This is a genomic window from Bacteroidales bacterium, from assembly GCA_021648725.1.
Taxonomy (GTDB): domain Bacteria; phylum Bacteroidota; class Bacteroidia; order Bacteroidales; family JAADGE01; genus JAADGE01.
The window spans coordinates 13195-35052 of sequence record JAKISF010000003.1 but is presented as its reverse complement, the minus strand read 5'-3'; the positions used below and the strand labels follow the sequence as shown (position 1 = coordinate 35052).

General features: G+C 33.1%; 20 protein-coding genes and 1 tRNA gene. 9 read left to right on the top strand and 12 right to left on the bottom strand.

What is annotated here, in order from left to right; all coding sequences use genetic code 11:
• Window positions 1–23: 23 nt before the first annotated feature.
• The 5 genes from L3J35_01830 (at window position 24) to L3J35_01810 (ending at window position 5204) form a co-directional block, all read left to right on the top strand.
• Window positions 24–1055 (top strand): virulence RhuM family protein, encoded by a 1032-nt coding sequence (locus tag L3J35_01830; GenBank protein MCF6364917.1) that lies wholly within the window; start codon window positions 24–26, stop codon window positions 1053–1055.
• On the top strand, window positions 1052–2971 hold the full coding sequence (locus L3J35_01825) for an AAA family ATPase (protein MCF6364916.1): 1920 nt from the start codon (window positions 1052–1054) through the stop codon (window positions 2969–2971). Before L3J35_01830 ends, L3J35_01825 begins: the two co-directional genes overlap by 4 nt.
• Window positions 2952–4244, top strand: coding sequence for an McrC family protein (locus tag L3J35_01820; GenBank protein ID MCF6364915.1), 1293 nt, complete (start codon window positions 2952–2954; stop codon window positions 4242–4244). Before L3J35_01825 ends, L3J35_01820 begins: the two co-directional genes overlap by 20 nt.
• A 3-nt stretch (window positions 4245–4247) precedes the next feature.
• The gene (locus L3J35_01815) at window positions 4248–4529 is read left to right on the top strand and encodes a hypothetical protein (GenBank protein MCF6364914.1); all 282 of its coding nucleotides are present in this window, start codon (window positions 4248–4250) and stop codon (window positions 4527–4529) included.
• Window positions 4530–4640: 111 nt separating this feature from the next.
• A complete protein-coding gene (locus L3J35_01810) occupies window positions 4641–5204 on the top strand; it encodes a GIY-YIG nuclease family protein (GenBank protein ID MCF6364913.1) in 564 nt (187 codons plus the stop codon).
• A gap of 328 nt (window positions 5205–5532) precedes the next feature.
• Here L3J35_01810 and L3J35_01805 read toward each other — a convergent pair whose 3' ends face one another.
• From L3J35_01805 to L3J35_01795, 3 genes are all read right to left on the bottom strand, one after another.
• Window positions 5533–5850 carry a hypothetical protein gene (locus tag L3J35_01805; protein MCF6364912.1) on the bottom strand — a complete coding sequence of 106 codons (318 nt, stop codon included), beginning with the start codon at window positions 5848–5850 and terminating at the stop codon, window positions 5533–5535.
• A 533-nt stretch (window positions 5851–6383) separates the two neighbouring features.
• The gene (locus tag L3J35_01800) at window positions 6384–7190 is read right to left on the bottom strand and encodes a hypothetical protein (protein MCF6364911.1); all 807 of its coding nucleotides are present in this window, start codon (window positions 7188–7190) and stop codon (window positions 6384–6386) included.
• Window positions 7191–7396: 206 nt separating this feature from the next.
• Window positions 7397–7469: transfer RNA gene (locus tag L3J35_01795), tRNA-Arg, on the bottom strand.
• Window positions 7470–7591: 122 nt separating this feature from the next.
• On the opposite strand from L3J35_01795, the gene leuS reads away from it, so the two are divergent.
• Both leuS and L3J35_01785 read left to right on the top strand, forming a co-directional pair.
• The gene (leuS, locus tag L3J35_01790) at window positions 7592–10357 is read left to right on the top strand and encodes a leucine--tRNA ligase (protein ID MCF6364910.1); all 2766 of its coding nucleotides are present in this window, start codon (window positions 7592–7594) and stop codon (window positions 10355–10357) included.
• A gap of 102 nt (window positions 10358–10459) precedes the next feature.
• Window positions 10460–11320, top strand: coding sequence for a sigma-70 family RNA polymerase sigma factor (locus L3J35_01785; GenBank protein ID MCF6364909.1), 861 nt, complete (start codon window positions 10460–10462; stop codon window positions 11318–11320).
• Window positions 11321–11365: 45 nt separating this feature from the next.
• On the opposite strand, the gene L3J35_01780 is transcribed toward L3J35_01785, so the two are convergent.
• The 9 genes from L3J35_01780 to L3J35_01740 form a co-directional block, all read right to left on the bottom strand.
• Window positions 11366–11542, bottom strand: coding sequence for a DUF1289 domain-containing protein (locus L3J35_01780; GenBank protein MCF6364908.1), 177 nt, complete (start codon window positions 11540–11542; stop codon window positions 11366–11368).
• Window positions 11539–11712 (bottom strand): DUF1289 domain-containing protein, encoded by a 174-nt coding sequence (locus L3J35_01775; protein MCF6364907.1) that lies wholly within the window; start codon window positions 11710–11712, stop codon window positions 11539–11541. Before L3J35_01775 ends, L3J35_01780 begins: the two co-directional genes overlap by 4 nt.
• Window position 11713: 1 nt before the next feature.
• Window positions 11714–12178 (bottom strand): hypothetical protein, encoded by a 465-nt coding sequence (locus tag L3J35_01770; protein ID MCF6364906.1) that lies wholly within the window; start codon window positions 12176–12178, stop codon window positions 11714–11716.
• The gene (locus tag L3J35_01765) at window positions 12156–13415 is read right to left on the bottom strand and encodes a uracil-xanthine permease family protein (GenBank protein ID MCF6364905.1); all 1260 of its coding nucleotides are present in this window, start codon (window positions 13413–13415) and stop codon (window positions 12156–12158) included. Before L3J35_01765 ends, L3J35_01770 begins: the two co-directional genes overlap by 23 nt.
• A 39-nt stretch (window positions 13416–13454) precedes the next feature.
• Complete coding sequence (locus tag L3J35_01760; protein MCF6364904.1) at window positions 13455–14744, bottom strand: amidase; 1290 nt, start codon at window positions 14742–14744, stop codon at window positions 13455–13457.
• 20 nt (window positions 14745–14764) lie between these two features.
• Window positions 14765–15934, bottom strand: a complete 1170-nt coding sequence (locus L3J35_01755; GenBank protein MCF6364903.1) for a CapA family protein — start codon at window positions 15932–15934, stop codon at window positions 14765–14767.
• Between the two features lie 67 nt (window positions 15935–16001).
• Window positions 16002–17189 carry a CoA transferase gene (locus L3J35_01750; GenBank protein MCF6364902.1) on the bottom strand — a complete coding sequence of 396 codons (1188 nt, stop codon included), beginning with the start codon at window positions 17187–17189 and terminating at the stop codon, window positions 16002–16004.
• A gap of 250 nt (window positions 17190–17439) precedes the next feature.
• Window positions 17440–19518 (bottom strand): OmpA family protein, encoded by a 2079-nt coding sequence (locus tag L3J35_01745; GenBank protein MCF6364901.1) that lies wholly within the window; start codon window positions 19516–19518, stop codon window positions 17440–17442.
• Window positions 19519–19545: 27 nt separating this feature from the next.
• Window positions 19546–20628, bottom strand: a complete 1083-nt coding sequence (locus L3J35_01740; GenBank protein ID MCF6364900.1) for a tetratricopeptide repeat protein — start codon at window positions 20626–20628, stop codon at window positions 19546–19548.
• Window positions 20629–20858: 230 nt separating this feature from the next.
• Between L3J35_01740 and L3J35_01735 the strand changes: the two genes are divergently transcribed.
• A complete protein-coding gene (locus tag L3J35_01735) occupies window positions 20859–21209 on the top strand; it encodes a hypothetical protein (protein MCF6364899.1) in 351 nt (116 codons plus the stop codon).
• Complete coding sequence (locus L3J35_01730; protein MCF6364898.1) at window positions 21210–21854, top strand: zinc ribbon domain-containing protein; 645 nt, start codon at window positions 21210–21212, stop codon at window positions 21852–21854.
• The last annotated feature ends 4 nt before the right edge of the window (window positions 21855–21858 follow it).

Below are 21858 nucleotides of genomic sequence, written 5' to 3'. Positions count from 1 at the left end.
ACACAAAAACCAAATAAAAATTAATGGAAAAGCTACCAAAAAAAATAAGCCCCAAAGACGAAATAACAGATTTCTTACTATACACCGCTCCGGAAGGCAATATAAAAGTAGAAGTCATTTTAAACAACGAAAGCGTTTGGCTCACACAAAAGTCAATAGCAAATTTATTCGGTGTAAATGTGCCGGCAATATCAAAACATTTGAACAACATCTTCGAAACAGGAGAGTTAGAGAAAGATGCAACTATTTCCATTTTGGAAACAGTTCAAAAAGAAGGCAACAGAGAGGTTAAACGTAATCTTGAATTTTACAATCTTGATGCCATAATTTCAGTCGGTTACAGGGTAAATTCAAGGCAAGCAACACAGTTTAGAATTTGGGCAACCAAAACCCTGAAAGAATACATTATAAAAGGCTTTATACTGGATGACGACCGGCTTAAAAACGGACGTTATTTCGGTAAAGATTATTTCAAAGAACTACTTGAAAGGGTTCGTTCGATACGTGCAAGCGAACGCAGAATTTACCAACAAATAACAGATATTTTTCAAGAATGCAGTATTGATTACGATTCAAAATCTGAAATTACAAAAATATTTTATGCTACGGTTCAAAACAAATTCCATTTTGCCATAACCGGACAAACCGCAGCAGAAATAATATACACCAAAGTCGATTCCGGTAAAGAATTTATGGGGCTGCAAACTTGGAAAAACTCACCCGAAGGAAGAATATTAAAATCAGATGCTAAAATTGCAAAAAACTACTTATCAAAAAAAGAAATTAAAGGTTTAGAACGTACAATCACAAGTTTCTTTGATTACATTGAAAGAATCATTGAAACTCGCAATGCCTTTACAATGGAACAATTTGCCGGTAGTATTAACAAGTTCCTTGAATTTAACGAATACAAAGTTTTAGAAGGCAAAGGAAAAACATCTGCCAAACAAGCAGAAAATAAAGCATTTCAAGAATACGACAAATTCAACAAAACCCAAAAAATAGAATCCGATTTCGACAAAATGATAAAATCATTAAAAAATAATAAATCATGAATTATTGGGCAGTAGGAGCATCATTCGAAGGTAAAGATGTATCAGATAGTTTTATAAAAGAAAGTGTTTGGTATGACGGTTATGCCGCAAATGATAATAATCAAAATGAGAGATATTTGAATCAAGTTGAAATTGGTGACATTATAATAATGAAATCAAGTTCAACAAAAGGGAAAAATCATTCAATAACTTTCACTAAACTGAAAGGGATTGGTATAGTTATATCAAAAAACAGCTGGTTTTCATTTAATGTAAATTGGTTAAAAAATGATTCCTTACCAAAAGATTTTGACGGTATTTCATACCGCAAAACTATTGAATTTATGAGACAAGATAAGATGTTTGAGTATGTGGTAAATTATATGAATATCCTAAACAAAAACGAAAGAATGAAAGAAATTAATAATTTGTTAAAATTAAAGCATCAAATTATTCTGCAAGGTGCTCCGGGAACAGGTAAAACTTTCACAGCAAAAGAAGTAGCAAAACAATTAACAAAACCGGTAAAATTAGGAAGTCCTTTGCTAATTATTAATGAGTTTTTTAAATCATTCAATCCGGATAAAGAAACTATCAAGTTTAGAAAAAAACAAAACACTTTATTGGAAACGTTTCAAAAAGAGTTCCCGAAAGATAAACTAAAAGAAATTGAATTAGACAATTATGTTTTAGGTTTTGGTTCTCAAACATTCTCATGGTGGATTGAATATGGCTTGGAACATCTTGGAAAATATACAGGTCCTGCAACAAAATTTAAAATTTATTGGAGCAAATCAAAAGAAGAATTTAGAAAAAGTGCATTTCTGAAAAACCATGATGATGATACAGCAATAAAAATGATTGGAGAACAACTTCATACTATTGCAGAGAATATCAATCCGGAAAAAACAATTAAATATTTAAGCAAAGGTTTAGTTCTCAAAATTCTCCACAGCTACCACCCTGACATTTATTTCCCTATAAGTAAAGAAGAATTTATTGATAATGTTTTAAAGTTATTCGATATTTCTCCGGAAGGTATTTCATTACTGGAAAAAAACAAGAAAGTTCAAGACTTATTTTTACAGAAGAAGAAAGAATACAGTGTTGATATAACAAATTTTGAATTTATGTTCTTCCTTTTTGACAAATTTGATTTAAAAGTTCCGGTTAAAATTGAGAAAAATCAAATATTAACAAATGGAGAATATAAGGTAATTCAATTTCATCCGGCATATACTTATGAAGATTTTGTAAGAGGTATAACCGTAGAAACTGATGATGAAAATAGGATTCAATACAGTGTAAAGAATAAAGTTTTAGCAAAATTTGCTCAAAAAGCACTCGACAGCCCCAAAGCAAATTTCGTCCTCATTATCGATGAAATAAACAGAGCGAATCTTCCGGCTGTTCTCGGTGAATTAATATATGCCCTCGAATACCGTTACGATGAAAACAATCCGGAAGAAACAACGGTTGAAAGTATGTATGCTTTATATGATGATGATGATGATGACAATCCGGAAAGCAAACAGATTACCTTACCGAAGAACTTATTCATTATAGGCACTATGAATACGGCAGACAGAAGTGTCGGGCATATAGATTATGCAATTCGAAGACGCTTTGCTTTCGTAAATATTAATCCGGATAAAACAATTATCGAAACAGAAAAAGGTCAGAATTTATTTATCAAAATGACTGAACTGTTTTGCAATGATTATGAAAACAATAAAGATAATCCGGAGCGTTCGTTACATCTTTCACAAGAATTTAACCCTTTGGATGTAATGGTTGGGCACAGTTATTTTATGGGAGAGGAAAAAAACTTAAACATGAGACTTGAATATGAAATAAAACCTATTCTCAATGAATACTTAAAAGACGGAGTTCTTTTGGAAAGTGCAAAAGAAATAATTGAAAAACTTTCAGTTTAATATGATTGATTTGTTTTTAAATAAAGTTTTTACAGAGCATCATAAATATCCGCATGGTGAGCAAATCCCGAATGAAAAAGTCGGGGATATAAACTCATCTGTATATTTCAAAAACAATAAAGAAAAACGATGTGTTGAACTCAAAAGCAACAATACTCTCCACACAAGCTATTACATAGGTATTGATTGGATAACAGACAACAAAATTATAGTTGTCGAACCGAAATTAAACAAAGAAGGCGTTCGGTTAAATTACATAAATATGCTGTTCCATGCCTTAAATCATCCGGAAGTGTATAAACACACAAATGATTTATATGATATTAGGTTTGAATCAAAACCGGTTGAAATAGAAAAACATCAAGACCTTCTTACACCATTGCTTGCAATTCATTTTATTAAAATCATAAAAGAAATTGTAAAAAAAGGGCTTAAAAAATCATATTACAGAAAAACAGATAACTTATTCGGAAAAGTAAAAGGAAAGATTAATATTGCTGAAACAATAAAACAAAACCACTTTAAAAGTAAAAATTTAAATACGGTCTGTACTTATGATGAGTTTGGAATTAACAACATTGAAAACAGATTACTGAAAAAAGCATTAACTTTTGTACAGAAATATTTATCCGGTCAAAACATGTCCGGTATAAATAATAATTACAACGAACTGTTCGGATATATTAATCCGGCATTTGTTCAGGTCAGTGAAGATGTAAGTTTCAATGAAATAAAGCAAATAAAATCAAATGCAATATATTCCGAATATAAAGAAGCTGTGAAGTTGGCATTATGGATATTAAAACGATTCGGTTATTCTGTAAACAACATTAACAATAAAGAAAAAGCTAAAATACCACCGTTTTGGATTGATATGAGTAAACTATTTGAATTGTACACACTCGGTTTATTAAAAGACAAATTCGGAAATCATGTAAATTATCATTACACATATCTCGGAAATGAATTAGACTTTTTACTCAACAGCAATGAATACAAAATGGTAATTGATGCAAAATACAAGCCTGCATATGATTCACATTTTAAAAACATAGACATGAGACAAGTAAGTGGTTATGCCCGGCTTAAATCTGTTTACAATAAATTAGAAAAAGACCATAATGAAATAATTGATTGTCTGATAATTTATCCGAATCAAGAATCCGGTATAGAAAATTTCAATGAAATTAACCTGAATGACGAATCAAACGAAATCAAAGAATTTGTTCAAATGTTTAAAATAGGTATAAAGCTACCGGTAATAAAAGAATAAAAAATGAAAGATTTAACAAACTCAAAAATAGTAAGACAAAATATACTGAACAATAAATATGCAGTTCAGGAAATACAGAATGCAGTAGGTTTAAGGGGTGTTTTATACGAAAGCGAGTTTCGCTTTACTAAAAAACAAATTGCCGATTTTTTTGAAATTACCGAACGAACTGCTGAAAACTACCTGTCCAAATACGAAAAAGAATTAGCAAAAAACGGTTACGAAGTCCTAAAAGGTAAACGCCTGATTGATTACAAATTAGTTCATGTCAAAACCTTTTGGTAGCGAAAAGGATTTCGTTACCAAATATATAGGCAAAGAAAACGTTTTATCGAATAGCTTAATTCAAATTGGTGCTTACATTTAGCAAAAACCCTATTGATAATGACACAGAAAATGAGTAAAAATTTTGACAAAGAAACGTTTCCGGAGATTGATTATAATGACTTTATTAAAGAGTTAGTTGATAATATTGAATTAAATAAATCTGTTCCTGTAAGAAAACTATATAAAAAGGAGAAAGCTAAATATAAAGGTGATTATATTGATAAATATTTCTTTCAAGATGAAAAGTTTATTAAAGCCTTTAATGAATTTTCCAAAGATGAATTGTCTGAATTAATGGGTGTTTATATTTTTTCAGAACAAGATTCGGCAACAAAAAAGAATAACCCTGTTTATATCGGGATTTCAAGAGATTTAAGACGGAGAATGGCAGACCACTTAATCAGAAAAAATAAAGAGTCTGCAACATGGGCAAATCTCATGGAAGAAAAGGAATATCACTACAACTTAATGCCTCTATATGAAAAACATCCGAATATAGAAAATCTAAAAGTTTACTTTCATCGTATTGAAAAAGATATTAATAAAAAAACACATAACTTTAAACTCCATCTGGCTGAAATACTATTAGTATTACACTTTAAGCCAAAATGGAATAGCTTTAAGACACATTAACTCCCCACACAACCGCACACGCAATTTATCCGTCATGCTTTTTGTACAACCTCTACAAGCAGCACATTGTTTTCCGGTTTTATTTTTTAATAACTCAAAAGGCAAAACCAAAAAACAAAGAGCTGCCAACCACACAAACAAAAAGACACGCCAAATAAATTGCTGCAAAGCTATTTAACATAATTGCGTCTTATGGGAACAAAGAAAAATTGTCCCATAAGTCAACTATGTTAAATAGCCCGCACAAATACATCCGCACAATGTTTTTCTTCTATTAACTTAATTATTGCTGCACATACGCGCCCCAAGCATCAATAAGAAAGTCAATTCAGAAAAAACATAAGGTTTGCAACCGCACGGTTTTGTCATGTTTTTTGCAAGTCATAACCACCAATCGCTCCTTGGATTTTCTAATTTTCTTCTCTCCGTAAACTACGTTCAGTAAATCATAAAACCCACCGCTACACACACAGGCAGCTTTACAACCGCACTTAAAATATCCGGCTTGTTTTTTATCAACCACACAATCTACCCACATAAAAAACAAACCAAATATTTTCATCCACAAAAGCCACCTGTTCTCAACCGCACCATCCACAGCAAAAACACACGCCAAACCCCAATGTCCCCCCACGTCCCCGACCACCACCCCAAAATATGTTTTATCCGGCAATCAGTTTGATATTGTATTTGTTGTTATTTGTTTTAATCCGGTTTAAAAGAAAAAGACTAAAATAAAGTTGCAGTTAAATTGGCAGGGTACAAAAAATAAAAAAGGAAAGCAAAGATAGGCGGTACGCACATACAACCGCACAAGGGCATCAAGGTCAAGCCCTGCGGGTTTTGAATATTTTTTTTATGTTTATCTTTTAATAACTTTCAAAGGCATAAAATAAATATCCAAAAACCTTGACACCCTTCTACACCGCCTTACAAAATGCTTTCTTTTTTCTTTTTTTTTCTCGTTTTTTTTCTTTCTTCTTTTAAAAATATATGTAAAAAGAAAAGGTAAATAAAAGAGTTCATCCGGTTGAGCTATGTTCCGGTTAATTGGCTTGTTCCGTATCTTATTTCATAAACAAAGCATATATAAGTCGTATATGATTGCTATGGATATAAAAAAAGCCCTCTAATTAAAGAGAGCTTCAAATCTGTCATCATCAATCTAAATTCCCAAGTTTAGAAAGTATTTTTAATTTTTGCAGCATGTCCGGATGCAAAAAGATAATATTCAGTATTTACTTCTTGATAAAATTCGATACCGACAGCATTCAATACAATTACATCCGTAGACATCACAGGAGCACCGGCAAGAGCAGCGGTAATAGTTGTATCAGTTCCGATATTAGAGGACAAATCAAGATATGGAGAATATTCAATGTTCATTTTCATATTCAAAGCATCATCAACAGCTTCATACTGTTTAGTATCCAGGTCAAATGCATAGTCTGATATTACACCGATTGCATTTACAATTCTGAAATGTGTTGCTCCGACAGGTGCATTTATACTGTTCTTTGGTTTAAATGCAGGAATAACGAGGTCAGAACTGTTTCTGTCAACATTAGGAGTAATTGTGAACGGTGCATACATAATACTTCCGAAAGTGATGTTTTTATTAAATTCTGTCCCTTTTAAATGTTCCGGATATTGTGTAACTAAAATCGGTCGTTGTCCTCTTATTCCGGTTGTATCTTCTTTGTTAATCTTTTTCATTAACGCAGTTAAACGTCCGGTTATTCGTGAATCTGCAACACTTTGTACAAGTTCACCAAAAGCAACTCGAACAGCTTTTGCAGCAATTGCAGAACCACCGAACTCACTCATGTTTTCACGAGTACGAGCAAAAGCAGGGTCTGTTTTAATTTGTTCGGCTGTTGGGCCGCCAATCATTCCGGCAAAATATCCTTCTGTGTTCTTGATTTTGAAATGTCGGATGTCGCCTAATGTTCCGATGTATTTAATAGGTCCTTTCTGTTTAGCCATGATATTAAGTTTTAAGTTACTAAAAAAATTACATGACAAAGATAAGGCTAATACAATTCATAACAAACTGCAAAACAATGCAATACAATGATTAATCATACATAAAAAAGGGAATAAAAAAATATTTGATTTGTTGTACCTATGTTGTACCAAAAAACAAAAAGCCTTGCAATCATTTGATTAACAAGACTTTTAAAGTATATTAGTGACCCCGGCGGGACTCGAACCCACAACCCTCAGAGCCGAAATCTGATATTCTATCCATTGAACTACGGAGCCTTAATTATTCTGCAAAAATAGAAATTATCCGAATATATTCAAACAATTATTTAAGCAATATAAAATCAATGTGATTTTTTACTATTTTTGCAAACTTTTATAATGCTACTTATATCAAAATAATGGAATACAATTTTTCAAAAATAGAAAAGAAACATCAAGATAATTGGCAAAAAACTGATATATATAAAGTTGAAATAGATAATTCAAAACCTAAATTCTATGTTTTGGATATGTTTCCCTACCCTTCCGGGGCAGGTTTGCACGTGGGACATCCTCTCGGGTACATTGCTTCTGACATATACAGCAGATATAAAAGATTAAAAGGCTTTAATGTTCTTCATCCTATGGGGTTTGATGCTTTCGGACTTCCCGCTGAACAATATGCCGTCCAAACAGGACAACATCCTGCTATAACAACTGATATTAATATTAAAAGATATAAAGAACAACTTCATAAAATCGGATTTTCTTATGATTGGAGCAGGGAAGTAAGAACAGCAAATCCTGACTATTATAAATGGACACAATGGGCATTTATTCAAATGTTTCATCACTGGTTTAATAATAAGACACAAAAAGCAGAGCAAGTTAATTCTCTAATAAAAGAATTTGAACAAAACGGAAACACATTAATTGATGCTGCATGTAGTGAAACGCCTAAATTTGAAGCTGCCGTTTGGAACGGAATGGAGGAAAATGAAAAAGAAGCAATTTTAATGAACTACCGATTAGCTTACCGTTCAAATACAAAAGTAAACTGGTGTCCCGCTCTCGGAACAGTTTTAGCAAACGATGAAGTTAAAGACGGAGTTTCAGAAAGAGGCGGACACCCTGTTACTCAAAAAGATATGATGCAATGGCAATTAAGAGTAACGGCATATGCACAAAGACTGGTCTCAGGATTAGATACCATTGATTGGTCTGATTCTTTAAAAGAAATGCAGAAAAACTGGATTGGTCGTTCGGAAGGTGCAGAGGTGTTATTTCAAATTAAAGATTCAGAAGATAAAATACAGGTTTTCACAACACGACCGGATACAATTTATGGTGCAACTTTTATGGTTATTGCTCCCGAAAGTGACCTTGTCGATAAAATTACAAGTATCGAAAAATCGGAAGAAGTTGATAAATATGTTACAAAAGCAGAAAGCAGAACAGAGAGAGAACGAATGGCTGATGCTGAAAATATTACAGGAGTTTTAACCGGGTCTTACGCAATCAATCCGTTTACAAAAAAAGAAATTCCGATTTGGATAGCCGACTATGTACTCGGCGGATACGGAACAGGAGCAATAATGGCTGTTCCCGCACACGACAGCAGAGACTATGCCTTTGCAAAACACTTTAATATTGAAATAATTCCTGTGGTTGACGGCGGTGATATTTCAGAAGCATCTTACGATGCAAAAAGCGGAACAATGATTAACTCTGATATCCTAAACGGGCTTGATGTTAAAGATGCTGTTAAAAAAATGATTGATGAAATTGAAAATCAAGAATTGGGATACAGAAAAATTAACTATCGTTTAAGAGATGCAATTTTCAGCAGACAAAGATATTGGGGAGAACCGTTTCCCGTTTATTACGAAAACGATATTGCAAGACCGTTAAAAGAAGATGAACTTCCTTTGACTTTGCCTGAAATTGACGATTATAAACCGACAGAAACCGGTGAACCGCCCCTAGGAAGAGCAGAAAATTGGCTTTACAACGGCAAATTTCATTACGAATTAAGTACAATGCCCGGTTTTGCAGGTTCATCCGCATATTATTTGCGTTATATGGATCCGCAAAATAAAGATGCGTTAGTTTCAAAAAAAGCAAATAGTTATTGGCAAGATGTTGACTTATACATCGGAGGAACAGAACATGCAGTAGGTCATTTAATTTACGCTCGATTTTGGAATAAATTTCTTTTTGACTTAGGATATGTCATTAAAGATGAGCCATTTAAAAAACTTGTAAATCAGGGGATGATTCAAGGACGCTCAAACTTTGTTTACAGAATAAAAGATACGAATAAATATGTTTCTTTCAACCTGAAAGCAGATTACGAAGTTACCGAAATTCATGTAGATGTTAACATGGTAAATAACGACATTTTAGATATTGAAGCTTTTAAAAAATGGCGACCAGAATTTGAAGGTGCAGAATTTATTTTAGAGGAAGACGGAAGATATAGGTGCGGAAATACTATTGAAAAAATGTCAAAATCAAAATATAATGTTGTTAATCCCGACCTGATTATTGAAGAATACGGTGCCGATACATTACGTTTGTATGAAATGTTCCTCGGACCTATTGAACAATCAAAACCGTGGAATACTAACGGAATTGAAGGAGTATCAAGGTTTCTCAATAAATTCTGGCGATTATTCTTTGATAATGAAGGAAATATTAACTTATCTGATAACGAACCCACAAAAGAAGAACAAAAAGTTATTCACACATTAATAAAAAAAGTTAATGAGGATATTGAGAACTTTTCGTTTAACACATCGGTTGCTGCATTTATGGTCTGTACCAATGATTTGTCAAAATTAAAATGCAACAATAAAGAAGTTTTAAAAAATTTCATCATTACACTTTCACCTTTTGCTCCTCATATTGCTGAAGAACTTTGGCAATTAACGGGAAATCCGGGTAGTGTAGTTAATGCAAATTTCCCTGAATTTAGAGAAGAATTTCTTGTTGAAGATACTATAACATACCCTGTTGCGTTTAACGGTAAAACAAAGTTTACGATAAATGTTCCCTCTGATATGCAAAAAGCTGATATTGAGAAAACTGCATTCAACGATGAAAGAACACAAAAAAGATTAGAGAACGGGAAACCAAAAAAAATTATAGTAGTTCCGGGCAGAATGATAAATATTGTAATATAATTTTAAAAAATTAGTTCTAAATAAAATAAAAGAGTTAAATTTGCATCCCTTTTGAAAAAAGGATATTCACTATAAAACCCTAATCTACTTTTATTCCGATATATGAGACAGCTAAAAATTACCAAGTCAATTACCAACAGAGAAAGTGCATCTCTTGATAAATATTTGCAAGAGATTGGAAGATACGACCTTATAAGTGTTGAAGAGGAAGTTGAACTGGCACAAAGAATAAGAAAAGGAGATCAAGCTGCAATTGAAAAATTAACAAGTGCAAATTTAAGATTTGTTGTTTCTGTTGCAAAACAATATCAAAATCAAGGACTCAGTTTACCCGATCTAATTAATGAAGGAAACTTAGGTTTAATAAAAGCCGCTGAAAAATTTGATGAAACAAGAGGTTTCAAATTTATTTCTTATGCCGTTTGGTGGATTCGTCAATCAATCATGCAGGCTATTAATGAGCAATCCAGAATTGTAAGACTGCCTTTAAACCAAGTAAGTTCACTAAGCAAATACAGAAAGGCTGTTGCTGTTTTTGAACAAGAACATCACAGAAAACCCTCAATTGATGAATTATCGGTAATTTTAGAAATTCCAAAATCTAAAGTTAAAGCAACAATGAAAGTTTCGGGAAGGCATGTTTCTGTAGATGCTCCCTTTCAAGAAGGCGAAGATAACAGCTTATTGGATGTTCTTTCCGATGATGATTCACCGATTGCTGATAAATCTTTAATTCACGAATCTTTAAGAAAAGAAATTGAAAGAGTATTTGCAACTTTGGACGACAGAGAAAGTAAAATTTTACAACTTTCCTACGGAATAGGAGTTGAAGAAATGTCTTTGGAAGAAATAGGACAGCAATTCGGTTTGACCAGGGAGCGAGTTCGACAAATAAGAGAAAAAGCAATTAAACGTTTAAGAACAACGTCAAGAAGCAATCCTTTGAAAAAATATTTAGGATAGCCGTTTAACACAATATCTTAAGGCTGCCTGTAAGGCGGTCTTTTTTTATTTGTCATATTTTTCTGGTATTCGTTTATTAATTAATATTCGTTCTTCATCGGAATAATCTCCCCATTCAAAAATTTCTTTTTTAGTCCGCCGACAAGCAATACAAATATTGTTATCATCATATTCGCAGTTTCGAATGCAAGGATTTTTTGCATTTAATTTTTTCTCACTCATAATTTCATTTTCTTTTCAACACGTTGAATAATTTTTATTTTTTCGTCATCAGAAAAATCTGACCAACTTACAATTTCGTGCATTGTTCTGTGACAACCCATGCAAATTTTATCTTCATCGTATTTGCATTTGTCGATGCAGGGGCATTTTATATTTTTAATGTCGAACATTTTACTTATTCTTATTAATTGTGCTGTAAATCACATCCTCATAAATACTGATTTTTGAACTGCTTCGTTTCTTCAGCCTAAAATAATCAGCCATAATCTCGCCTTGTTGTTCAAACCTGAAGTCGGTTAATTTTTTATGATCGGCAATATTATAAGAATAAGTTGATTTTCCGAATTTTAAATGTTCAACTCCGGCTTTGTACCATCTGTAATTCAAGTTTTGATATTGCCAAATATGGCATATTTCATGAACCAATAATGCCATATCGCTTATTGTTTTGCTGAAATCATATTTGTAGCTTTTATTTGTAAAAACAATGGTGTTGTCAAAAACAATTCCTCTGTATTTCTTTAATATTTTGCTGAATAAGTGTTGGTTAGTAAGTTCTACTTTGTTGTAATCAATTGTATGAAAATAGATTGATTTTAATATCTGAAGTTCGTTATTGTTGAGTTTTCGTTTCATTTTTACTGAAAGAACTGAAATTAATAACCAAATTTAATAAAATGCCGATTATTGCAGCCAAGCCTAATCCTTCAATTTTAAATTCTCCTAATTCAAACACAGCACCGCCTAAACCTAATACCAACATTACAGATGAAACAATAATAATTTTAGGATTCGTAAAATCAACTTTTGCATCAATCATATTTTTTATGCCTATTGATGAAATCATTCCGAAAAGCAGAATTGAAATTCCGCCGATAACAGGTGTCGGAATTGTTTCGATAATTGCCGTAAACTTAGGGATGAATGCAAGAATAATTGCAAATGTTGCTGCAATTCGCATAATTACAGGATTATATACACCGGTTAAAGCAACCGCTCCGGTATTTTCGCTGTAAGTCGTATTAGCGGGACCGCCGATAAGAGCTGAAAATGAGGTTGCCAATCCGTCACCGATTAAAGTTCGGTGAATTCCGGGTTTTGAAATAAAATCTTTGCCAACAACATTACCGATTGCCAAAACATCACCGAAATGTTCAACAATTGTAACAACCGCAATAGGAACTGTAATAGAAATTGCTCGCCAGGAAAAAACAGGTGCTGAAAATTTCGGTACACCGAACCAAGACGCCCCATTAATCACGTTATAATCAACTACTCCTACTATTATTGAAAGTGTGTAACCGGTAATAAGAGCAAATAAAACAGGAAGCATTGAGAGTAACTTCTTGCTTATTTTCTCAAAAAAGATTTTTACAAAAATTGCAACAGCCAATGTAAATAATGCAATTCCCCAACACCCGTTTGTTGTTATATTTTTAACCAGTTCGGGAGCAAACTCGCCCGATGAGTTTTTTATTGCTACGGGTGCAAGTATCAGTCCTATAAGCACAATCATAGGTCCTGTTATATGTGCGGGAAGTATTTTATGCAAAATTTCAACTTTAATGAATTTAAAAAGAATTGCAACGGAAATGTATAAAAGTCCTGCAATAAAAATACCTCCGAGAGCTTCGGGCAATGACCCGCTTTGAGCAACGGCAATAATTGGCGGAATAAATGCAAACGATGAACCGAGATAAACCGGTACTTTAAATTTTGTAACAATATGAAAAATGAATGTTCCTACACCGGCTGCAAATAAGGTTACACCAATATCTAAACCTGTAAGCAAAGGAACAAGAATAGTGGCTCCGAACATAACAAATGTATGTTGCAAACCCATTATTATGTGTTTTGGGGAGATTTTTTTCATTGTTGTAATTTAATTCAAACCTGACAATGTTTTCAAAACCTAAAAACTATTCTCAACAATTTTTGCAAAAGCAATTAACTCTTCATCTTTATAAAAAGAGCCTGTTAGTTGCAATCCGATAGGAAGACTGTTTTTTGCTTTGCCTGCCGGAATTGTTATTGCAGGAAGTCCGGCATAAGTCCAAGGCAAATTCATAAGCGGGCTGCCGGTTTGCATTCCTTTGGGAGCCGGACTTGTTGTTGCCGGTGAAAGCCAAATATCAATTCCGCTTACTTTTTTCATTTTTTCAATTTTTATTCTGAGAACTTTCTGATATTCAATTGCTTGTATGTAATCCTTGTCGCTTACTTTTTTCCCTTTAAGTATTAGTTCCTTTGTTCCTTCTCTGTATTTTTGCTCATGTTTTTTAAACCACTTTTTATGAACTTCATAAAATTCACGAGCGTTCATATTTTGATGTTTGAAGTTTATATCATCAATATCTTCAAAAGGGTTTATTCGTTTAATTATATACCCGGATTTTAGTAGTTGCAGAATCTTTTCTTCAAAAAATTCAATAATTTCAGGCTCGGCTTGTTGCAAATATTTTCCATCAACTGCTCCGATAATCGGTTTTGTTTCTTTTTTAACTTCTTTTTCCCAATCATCGCAAAGAACGGAAGCAGCCAAATCAATTCCTTCAATATCTTGCGTAAATATTCCGATGTGGTCAGCAGAAACAGAAAAAGGGATTACTCCGTCTTTTTCAATTCTGTCGAAAGAAGGTTTAAAACCTACAATGCCGCAATATGCCGCAGGGCGAATTATCGAACCTATGGTTTGTGTGCCGATTGCCAAAGGAACAATGCCGCTTGCCACGGCAGCAGCCGAACCGCTGCTTGAACCTCCGGGTGTATGTTCTATATTATGCGGGTTTCGGGTTTCTCCCGGTTCAAAATAGGCAAATTCGGTTGTTACGGTTTTTCCCATAACAATTGCACCTACGTCTTTCAGTTTTGTAACAAGCGAAGCCTCTTTTCCTTTAAAAAGTTTTGCCGGTAATTTGCTTCCTCCTTTTGTTTTAAACCCTTCGGCATTTACAATGTCTTTTATTCCTACAAGAACGCCGTATAAAGGAGGCAAATTATTTTTATCAGGGAAACGTTTTCTTAATTTATCAACTTCTGCAAGTAATCTTTTTTCTCTGTTTTTTTCAGAGATTAATGCTTTTATATGTATATCTTTATTTTCGGAAATTTTACAAGACCCTCTGACATAGTCTTTTGCATTAAGCTTGTTTGTTCTTAATATAAATGCTGTTTTTGAAAGATGTGATTTTGAAGTGAACATATATTACAAAGTTATAACTTTTATTCATTTTTATGTTCCGTAACACCTATATTTTCTGCATTATAAAGCTTTCTTGAATCATTAATAAAAATATTCATTTGCTTTTTATCCGATTCTTTCAAATCTTTGCTGTTTTCAAAGTCTGCAATTGGTAATACGTAATAATTCATTAATTTGTTGTTTTTTGGTTCTCTGTAAACCCAAATTAAGTGGTATTCAGGCTCAATAATTGAAAGTTTGCCTTCTTCGGTTTTGCTTAAAGAGAACTTAATCATTGTTCCGCCGTCGCAATAGCGCCATGTTCCGTAGTTTGAAACAAAATTTCCGAGAGAATATGCAACGAGAACATCTTTTTCCTTTCCGGAATTTGTTTTGTATGTTTTATGTTCCATTCGTTGAATAACATGCGGATGAGAGCCGATTACAATATTTGCACCATTTTCAAAACACAAATCAGCCAAATTTACCTGCTCATTATTCGGTTGATGTTTGTATTCAATTCCCCAATGGAAAAAAACAATAATTGCATCATAATCTGAATTTGAGGCATCTGTTAAATCTTTTTTTATTTCATCTTTATTTAAAGTGTTTATGATACTCGGTTTTTCTGCAATATTTCCGTTTAATCCGTATGTGTAATTGAACAATGCAATTTTAAAATTGTTTTTTTCAATAATCATCGGATGGTTTTTATTTTTATCGCCTTCATCAATAAAGCACCCTGTTCTTTTGAATCCGACAGAATCAAGCATGTGCATGGTTCTTTCAAAACCTTTTTTACCTCTGTCGTAAACATGATTATTTGCGGTAACGAGATAATCAATTCCTGATTTTTTAATTTCAAAAGCCAAATCATCGGGAGAACTGAAATGCGGATAACCTTTATATGGTTTCCCTGCAAGCGTAACTTCAAGATTGCCGATTACAACATCGGTGCTGTCAAATATCGGTTTAACATATTTGAATTGTGATGAAAAATCATAGTTGCCGGTTTCCGGAACATAGGACGATTGAATTTGTAAATCGTGTTGCATAATATCACCCAAGAACAACAAGGATATTTTATCTTTTGATTGTTGAATGATTGTATCCTCATTATTGTCAAACTCCTCATTTTGCCCTGATGAATTGCAACTTAGGAATAATAAAGGGAATATTAATATAAATGAGATATAATTTGTGTATTTCATAATTGAGATTTTAAATGAAAGTTGTCAAGCACTTTAAAAGTGTTATGCAACCGAAAAACATACTGTACTAAATAACCTTTTCTTTTTTCAAAGATTCAATTTCATCTTTACTAAAACCCAACATCTCAGCATATATTTCAAAATTATGTTCCCCGACTTCAGGAGCTTTTTCTCGGTATGCACTTTCCGGAATATTGGTCATTTTAATCGGATTTCCGGCAACACCGATTTTTCCGATTTCCGTTCCGCTTGTTTCAACAATCATATTTCTGGCTTTTACTTGCGGATGTTGCATAATGCTTTCAATATTATTAACCGGACTGTGAGGTAACTTTGCATTTTCAAAAATTACAGTCCATTCATCATTTGTTTTTTGCAAAACAATTTCTTCCAGAACCGGTAAAAGTTCATTTTTATTTTCTGTTCTTTTAAGGTTTGTTTCAAATTTGGGGTTTTCAATTAAATCATTTCTGTTGATAGCTTTGCAGAAATTTTGCCACATCAGGTCATTTCCCATTGATACAGCCATATAATCATCTTTTGTTTTAAAAACCTGAAAAGGGGTTATCGTAGGATGTTGATTTCCTCCGGGTTTAGGCGATTCTCCGGTTATGCCGTAACGTACAATTGCATTTTCTAACAATGAAAGCTGACAATCCAACATTGCAACATCAACTCTTTGTCCTTCACCTGTTATGGTTCGCTGATAAAGAGCTGATAAAATTCCGATGATAGTATATAACCCGGCACCAAGATCGCCTATTGAAGATCCGACTCGGGTAGGGGGTTTGTCTTGCCAACCGGTAATGCTCATCATTCCGCTCATGGCTTGAACAAGCATATCATAAGCGGGTTTTTTAGAATCGGGACCGGTTTGACCGAAGCCGGAAGTTGAAGCAAAGATAATTTTCGGGTTTGCTTTTTTTAAAACTTCGTAACTTAAACCAAGTTTCTCCATTGTTCCCGGGCGGAAGTTCTCAGTTACGATATCTACTTCTTTTACAAGGTTCAATAATATTTCTTTGCCTTTTTCTGATTTCAGGTTTAACGAAATGCTTTTCTTCCCTCTGTTAATGCTCAGAAAATAAGCACTTTCACCGTTTTTGAAAGGTCCGAAATAACGAGCGTCATCTCCTTTGCCGGGCATTTCAACTTTTATGACTTCTGCTCCGAGTTCTTGCATTAACATTGTGCTGAACGGTCCTGCTAATACTCTGGTGAGGTCTAATATTTTTACGTTTTTCAGGGGTAACATATTTTTTGATTTAATAAATTGAGTTTATAAAATGTAAGGAATAATTGCTTTTCCGGTTTTGTAAAAACATACAGCAAAAGTTATACTCAGAATACCCCAAGAACAATAAAATTCTCACTAATTTAATGTAACTTATTGTTTTTGAAGATGAAAAAGTGCGAAAATTAGGACAAAACCCAATCAAATAAAAGATTGAGCTTTGCTCTTCCCGAAATCTTATAACAGATTTCAGGAAGTGATTTCCTTTTATTTATTTGTCAAGAATTTTTGCTTCAACACGCCGGTTTAGTTGTCGTCCGGAAGCAGTATTGTTGTCAGCACGCGGCTGGCTTTCTCCATAACCCATTGCAACAATTTGAGCTAAATTAACTCCTCTTGTCAGAATATAATCAACAACAGACTGTGCTCTTCGTTGCGATAAGCCTTGGTTTGAACTTTCAGAGCCTCTGCTGTCAGTATGTCCGGAGATTTCAACTCGGATGTTTTTATAGTCGGTTAAAATTCTTGCTAAACGATTTAGTTCCGGGAATGATTCCGGACGTAAAATAGCCTTTCCTGAATCAAAAAATACATTATTCAATACAATTTTTGCTCCGATTCCCATCGGTTGAAGTTGAATATCTTTTCTGATTACTTCGTGTGTAGATGTATCTGCAATTGTGAAATTTTCTGAATGAAAGAAATAGTCAGGGGCTCCGGCAGTTAACGCATAATCTTTTCCCGGAGGAAGCGGAACAGTATATGCACCTGTTGATGCGTATGATTCAACTATTTTTACAACTTCGCCGGTTGCGTTGTCAACAAGTTCCAATGTGGCTTTTATAGGTTTCCCTGAAAATGCATCCGTTACTACGCCTTTAACAATTGAAAGTTGAATAACTTTAATGTTTACGGGTTTTTCAATATCGGTTTCGTTTATAGGTTCGGCAAAATACGCAATTAAATCATTCGGGTTGCCGAAAGAAATATGAGTGGGTTTTTCCGGTCCCAGAAAAACAACCTGATAAATATCTTTGTCGCCGAATGAATCATCTCTGTTTGATGAATAATAACCGAATTTTTCGTTTTTAGTCAGCATAAAAAACACGTCATCTCCGGGAGTGTTAATAGGGTAGCCAATATTTTCAGGTTCTGTCCAAGTTCCGTCATCATTTTTATGTGTTACAAAAACATCATAACCTCCCATTGAGTTGTGTCCTTTTGAACTGAAATACAAATCTTTACCGTCAGCTGAAATTTCAACAGTTTCTTCATTATATTTTGTATTTACTACATGCCCTAGATTCTGTGGTTTTTGCCACTTACTTCCGTCAATTGTTTTTTGAGTCATCCAAATGTCTTGTCGTCCTTGTCCTCCTTTTCTGTCACTTATAAAGTATAAAGTCATAGAGTCTCTGGTAACAGAAACTGAACTTTCTCTGTATTTGCCTTTATTAACCCTTTTCATTTTCCCGGGTTTTTGCCACATATCTTTCTTAAATTGGCTGTTGTACAAATCTCCTTGACCTTTATAACCCCTGTAAATACATATTTCACGACCTTCGGGGGAGATATCTACTGCTGCGTCGTTATGTTTTGTATTAATCGGCTTTTCCATTTGGTCGGCATTTTGCCATTTCCCGTTTTTAAAATAAGAAGTGTAAACATCCTCATAATACATACGACTGTATGGATTCTTTTTACCTCCGGTTGTATTTTCTCTTCTTGAAGTAAAGTATAAAACGGAATCTCTAAAGTAAAAAACAGGACTGTATTCGGGAGCTTTTGTATTTACGCCGTTACCTAAATTGTCAACGAAACATCTTACGGGATTGTTCATTAGTTTTATGCCGCTTTCACACTCTTCAATTCTTTTGTCGATTTTTGTTTTTTTTCTTTGCATTTCTTTCGGTGTCAAAGAACTCATATATTCCTCGTAGTCATCAATCGCTTCATCAAATTGGTAATTATATTGTTTTGCCATTGCCAGCCAGTATAATATATCATCAGTCAAGTAACCGTATATAAAGTTAGCATTATCAATGAACTCTAATGCTTTTTTAGAATCAGATGTTTTTAAATATGAAATGCCTATAAGGTAGTTTAGGGCTGCATTATCTTCGTTATAGTTATTTGCAGTTAAGTAATGTTCAAGTGCTTCGTAGAAAGCACCTTTTTTATTCATTCTGAAAAGTTTATTTCCTTTTTTTACATGTTTCCAGGCTTCCTTGAAACCTTCCTCTTCTATTTTGTAGCTTGACTTTTTAACTTTCACAAATTTTTGTGAGAATATTTGGTTTTGAAAAATAACCGATAAAAAAATAATAGTCAAAAATATCTTAGTTTTCATATTGAGTCTTTGTTATTTTATTGTTTCTTACTTGCAGTTTTTAATATATTTATCAGCATGTTCTATTCCTAATGAAACTGCCTTTTCCCAATCATTACAGGCTCCTGTAAAATTTCTGAGGTTTTCTCTTGCTGTCCCCCTGTTTGCATATGCCTCAGGATAATCAGCTTTAATTTTAATTGCTTTTGTGAATGCAGCTTCGGCTTCTTTGTAATTTTTGAGTTTTAATTGTGCCATTCCTAAGTTATTATGGGCAATCTCAAAAGTGTTATTAAAATTTATAGTTTTCTCAAAATCCTTAATTGCCTCTTTGAAGTTTTTTTCTGCATCTTCTGTTTTATCTCTTGTTAAATTATTTACGCCTTGTGCATATTTAGCAAGCCCTCTTCCGTTATATGACGGATAATATTCTGCATTTACATTTAAAGCTTCGCTGTAAGCCGTAATGGCTTCGTCATATTTTTTAAGTTCGCTTCTTACAGCCCCCAAATTATTATAAGCAAAATATAAATTAGGGTCAATTTCAACAGCTTTCAGATAGTCATTTTCAGCACCTTGCGGGTTTCCCTTTAGTCGCTTTGCACTTCCCCTGTCGTGATATGCATAGGCATAATTCTCATTCATGCTGATAGCTTCATTAAAATCTTTAATCGCCTCATCGTAATTTTTAAGTTTCAAATGAGCAACCCCTCTGTAATACAGGGCATTTGGTTTGTTATACCCTGATTTTATTGCAAGGGTAAAATCACTGACTGCACCATTGAAGTCGGAAGTGTTAACTCTTGCAAATCCTCGTGCAAATAAAGTTTTCGGCATATCCGGTAATAACTGAACTGCAATTGACAAATCTGATATTGCACTTTCAAAGTCTTTCAATTCACTTTTTATTACCCCTCTGTTATAATATGCTTTGCCGAAATCAGATCTTAAATCTATTGCTTTAGACAACTCTCCGAGGGCTGCCGGAAGGTCCTGGTTAAGAAAAAATTTAACACCTTCATTGTAAGCTAACTCTGCATCTTGCCCCTTAGCAGTTATAGATGTTTGATTATCTTGTGCGAAACTGTTAATCGAAACAAGACTTATGATTAAAATGAATATTTTTTTCATATTCAGCAGTATTTTGTTATAATTCTATTAAATTTGAAGTATTAATCTATTATAAAATATAAGGCAAATTTAATATAAAAAAATTAATAGATACCTTTTTTGTATAATATCAACATAAAATTTAGATGAGAGTAAAGGCATAAGGTTGCTTGTGAAGAGTGTAGTTTTATGTCATTTTATTTTAAACAGGTCAAAAATAACCCAAGTTTATATTATTTATTATGAGTCCAATGTGTAAAATAATAAATACAAAATATATTGACGAAATATCGCAAAAGAAAGAGTTTAAAAAGAAGATTTTTAATTTGTTTAAACAAAATGTTTCTGAGTTTGAAAAGGTGATGATTGCCGCATTAAACAAAGAAGATTACGAACTGCTTGCAGACATTGTTCATAAAGCAAAGTCGAGCATTAAAATTATGGGTATGGATAAACAAGCAGATGATATGAAAATACTTGAATCAGATTTAAAAGAAAAAAGAAATAAAGATATATACAGTCAAAAAGTTAATGTTTTTATTAAATCGTGTCAAGTTGCTGTTGAAGAAATTAAGATATTAGAAATCGAACTTAATAATTAAATGGCTTTTCCGTATTCATATAAAAAGAGTTTAGTAAAATCAAGAGAAGAACTAAATGAGAACAATATTGACTTGTGTGACATTCAAAATCTTGTGAACAAAGCAATACAGAAAAAAAATCCGACAGACTTTAAAATAAAAAATCAAACATTATCTTTCAAATTTATTGCTCCTGTTTTTAATTTTAAATATTCAACAGAAATTAAAATAAACTTAATAAACAATGAGCTGATTATTGATTACGAAGTCAATTTTGAAAATTTAGTTCGAATTGTTCTCATTATAATTATCCTTACCGCTTTTTTTTCTTTTCTTTCAATTAAATGGTTTTTAATTACTTCTGCTCTAATGTCAGCAGGCTTTTTTGGGATTAGTTTTTTAATAATTGATAATTTTATTTATAATTTGATATTACAATCTATAGACGGTATTCTTATTAAAAAAAATATTCCGGAAAAATTATCGGAGGAACAGGTTTCTTGGATAAATGATGAGTCAAAATGTTCTGCATGCGGAGAGGACCTTTCTGCAGTTGATTTACATTGTCCTGACTGCGGAATTAAGCTAAAAAGAAACAGGCATACAACCCCTTTGAATGTCAGTAAGTATCAAGACAGAAAAATCACTTATCATATTAAGAAGTGATATT

Coding starts and splice junctions, on each gene's coding strand:
- L3J35_01830 (MCF6364917.1), top strand. CDS start 24: ATGGAAAAGCTACCAAAAAAAATAAGCCCCAAAGACGAAATAACAGAT.
- L3J35_01825 (MCF6364916.1), top strand. CDS start 1,052: ATGAATTATTGGGCAGTAGGAGCATCATTCGAAGGTAAAGATGTATCA.
- L3J35_01815 (MCF6364914.1), top strand. CDS start 4,248: ATGAAAGATTTAACAAACTCAAAAATAGTAAGACAAAATATACTGAAC.
- L3J35_01810 (MCF6364913.1), top strand. CDS start 4,641: ATGAGTAAAAATTTTGACAAAGAAACGTTTCCGGAGATTGATTATAAT.
- L3J35_01800 (MCF6364911.1), bottom strand. CDS start 7,190: ATGGCTAAACAGAAAGGACCTATTAAATACATCGGAACATTAGGCGAC.
- leuS (MCF6364910.1), top strand. CDS start 7,592: ATGGAATACAATTTTTCAAAAATAGAAAAGAAACATCAAGATAATTGG.
- L3J35_01785 (MCF6364909.1), top strand. CDS start 10,460: ATGAGACAGCTAAAAATTACCAAGTCAATTACCAACAGAGAAAGTGCA.
- L3J35_01780 (MCF6364908.1), bottom strand. CDS start 11,542: ATGAGTGAGAAAAAATTAAATGCAAAAAATCCTTGCATTCGAAACTGC.
- L3J35_01775 (MCF6364907.1), bottom strand. CDS start 11,712: ATGTTCGACATTAAAAATATAAAATGCCCCTGCATCGACAAATGCAAA.
- L3J35_01770 (MCF6364906.1), bottom strand. CDS start 12,178: ATGAAACGAAAACTCAACAATAACGAACTTCAGATATTAAAATCAATC.
- L3J35_01765 (MCF6364905.1), bottom strand. CDS start 13,415: ATGAAAAAAATCTCCCCAAAACACATAATAATGGGTTTGCAACATACA.
- L3J35_01760 (MCF6364904.1), bottom strand. CDS start 14,744: ATGTTCACTTCAAAATCACATCTTTCAAAAACAGCATTTATATTAAGA.
- L3J35_01755 (MCF6364903.1), bottom strand. CDS start 15,934: ATGAAATACACAAATTATATCTCATTTATATTAATATTCCCTTTATTA.
- L3J35_01750 (MCF6364902.1), bottom strand. CDS start 17,189: ATGTTACCCCTGAAAAACGTAAAAATATTAGACCTCACCAGAGTATTA.
- L3J35_01745 (MCF6364901.1), bottom strand. CDS start 19,518: ATGAAAACTAAGATATTTTTGACTATTATTTTTTTATCGGTTATTTTT.
- L3J35_01740 (MCF6364900.1), bottom strand. CDS start 20,628: ATGAAAAAAATATTCATTTTAATCATAAGTCTTGTTTCGATTAACAGT.
- L3J35_01735 (MCF6364899.1), top strand. CDS start 20,859: ATGTGTAAAATAATAAATACAAAATATATTGACGAAATATCGCAAAAG.
- L3J35_01730 (MCF6364898.1), top strand. CDS start 21,210: ATGGCTTTTCCGTATTCATATAAAAAGAGTTTAGTAAAATCAAGAGAA.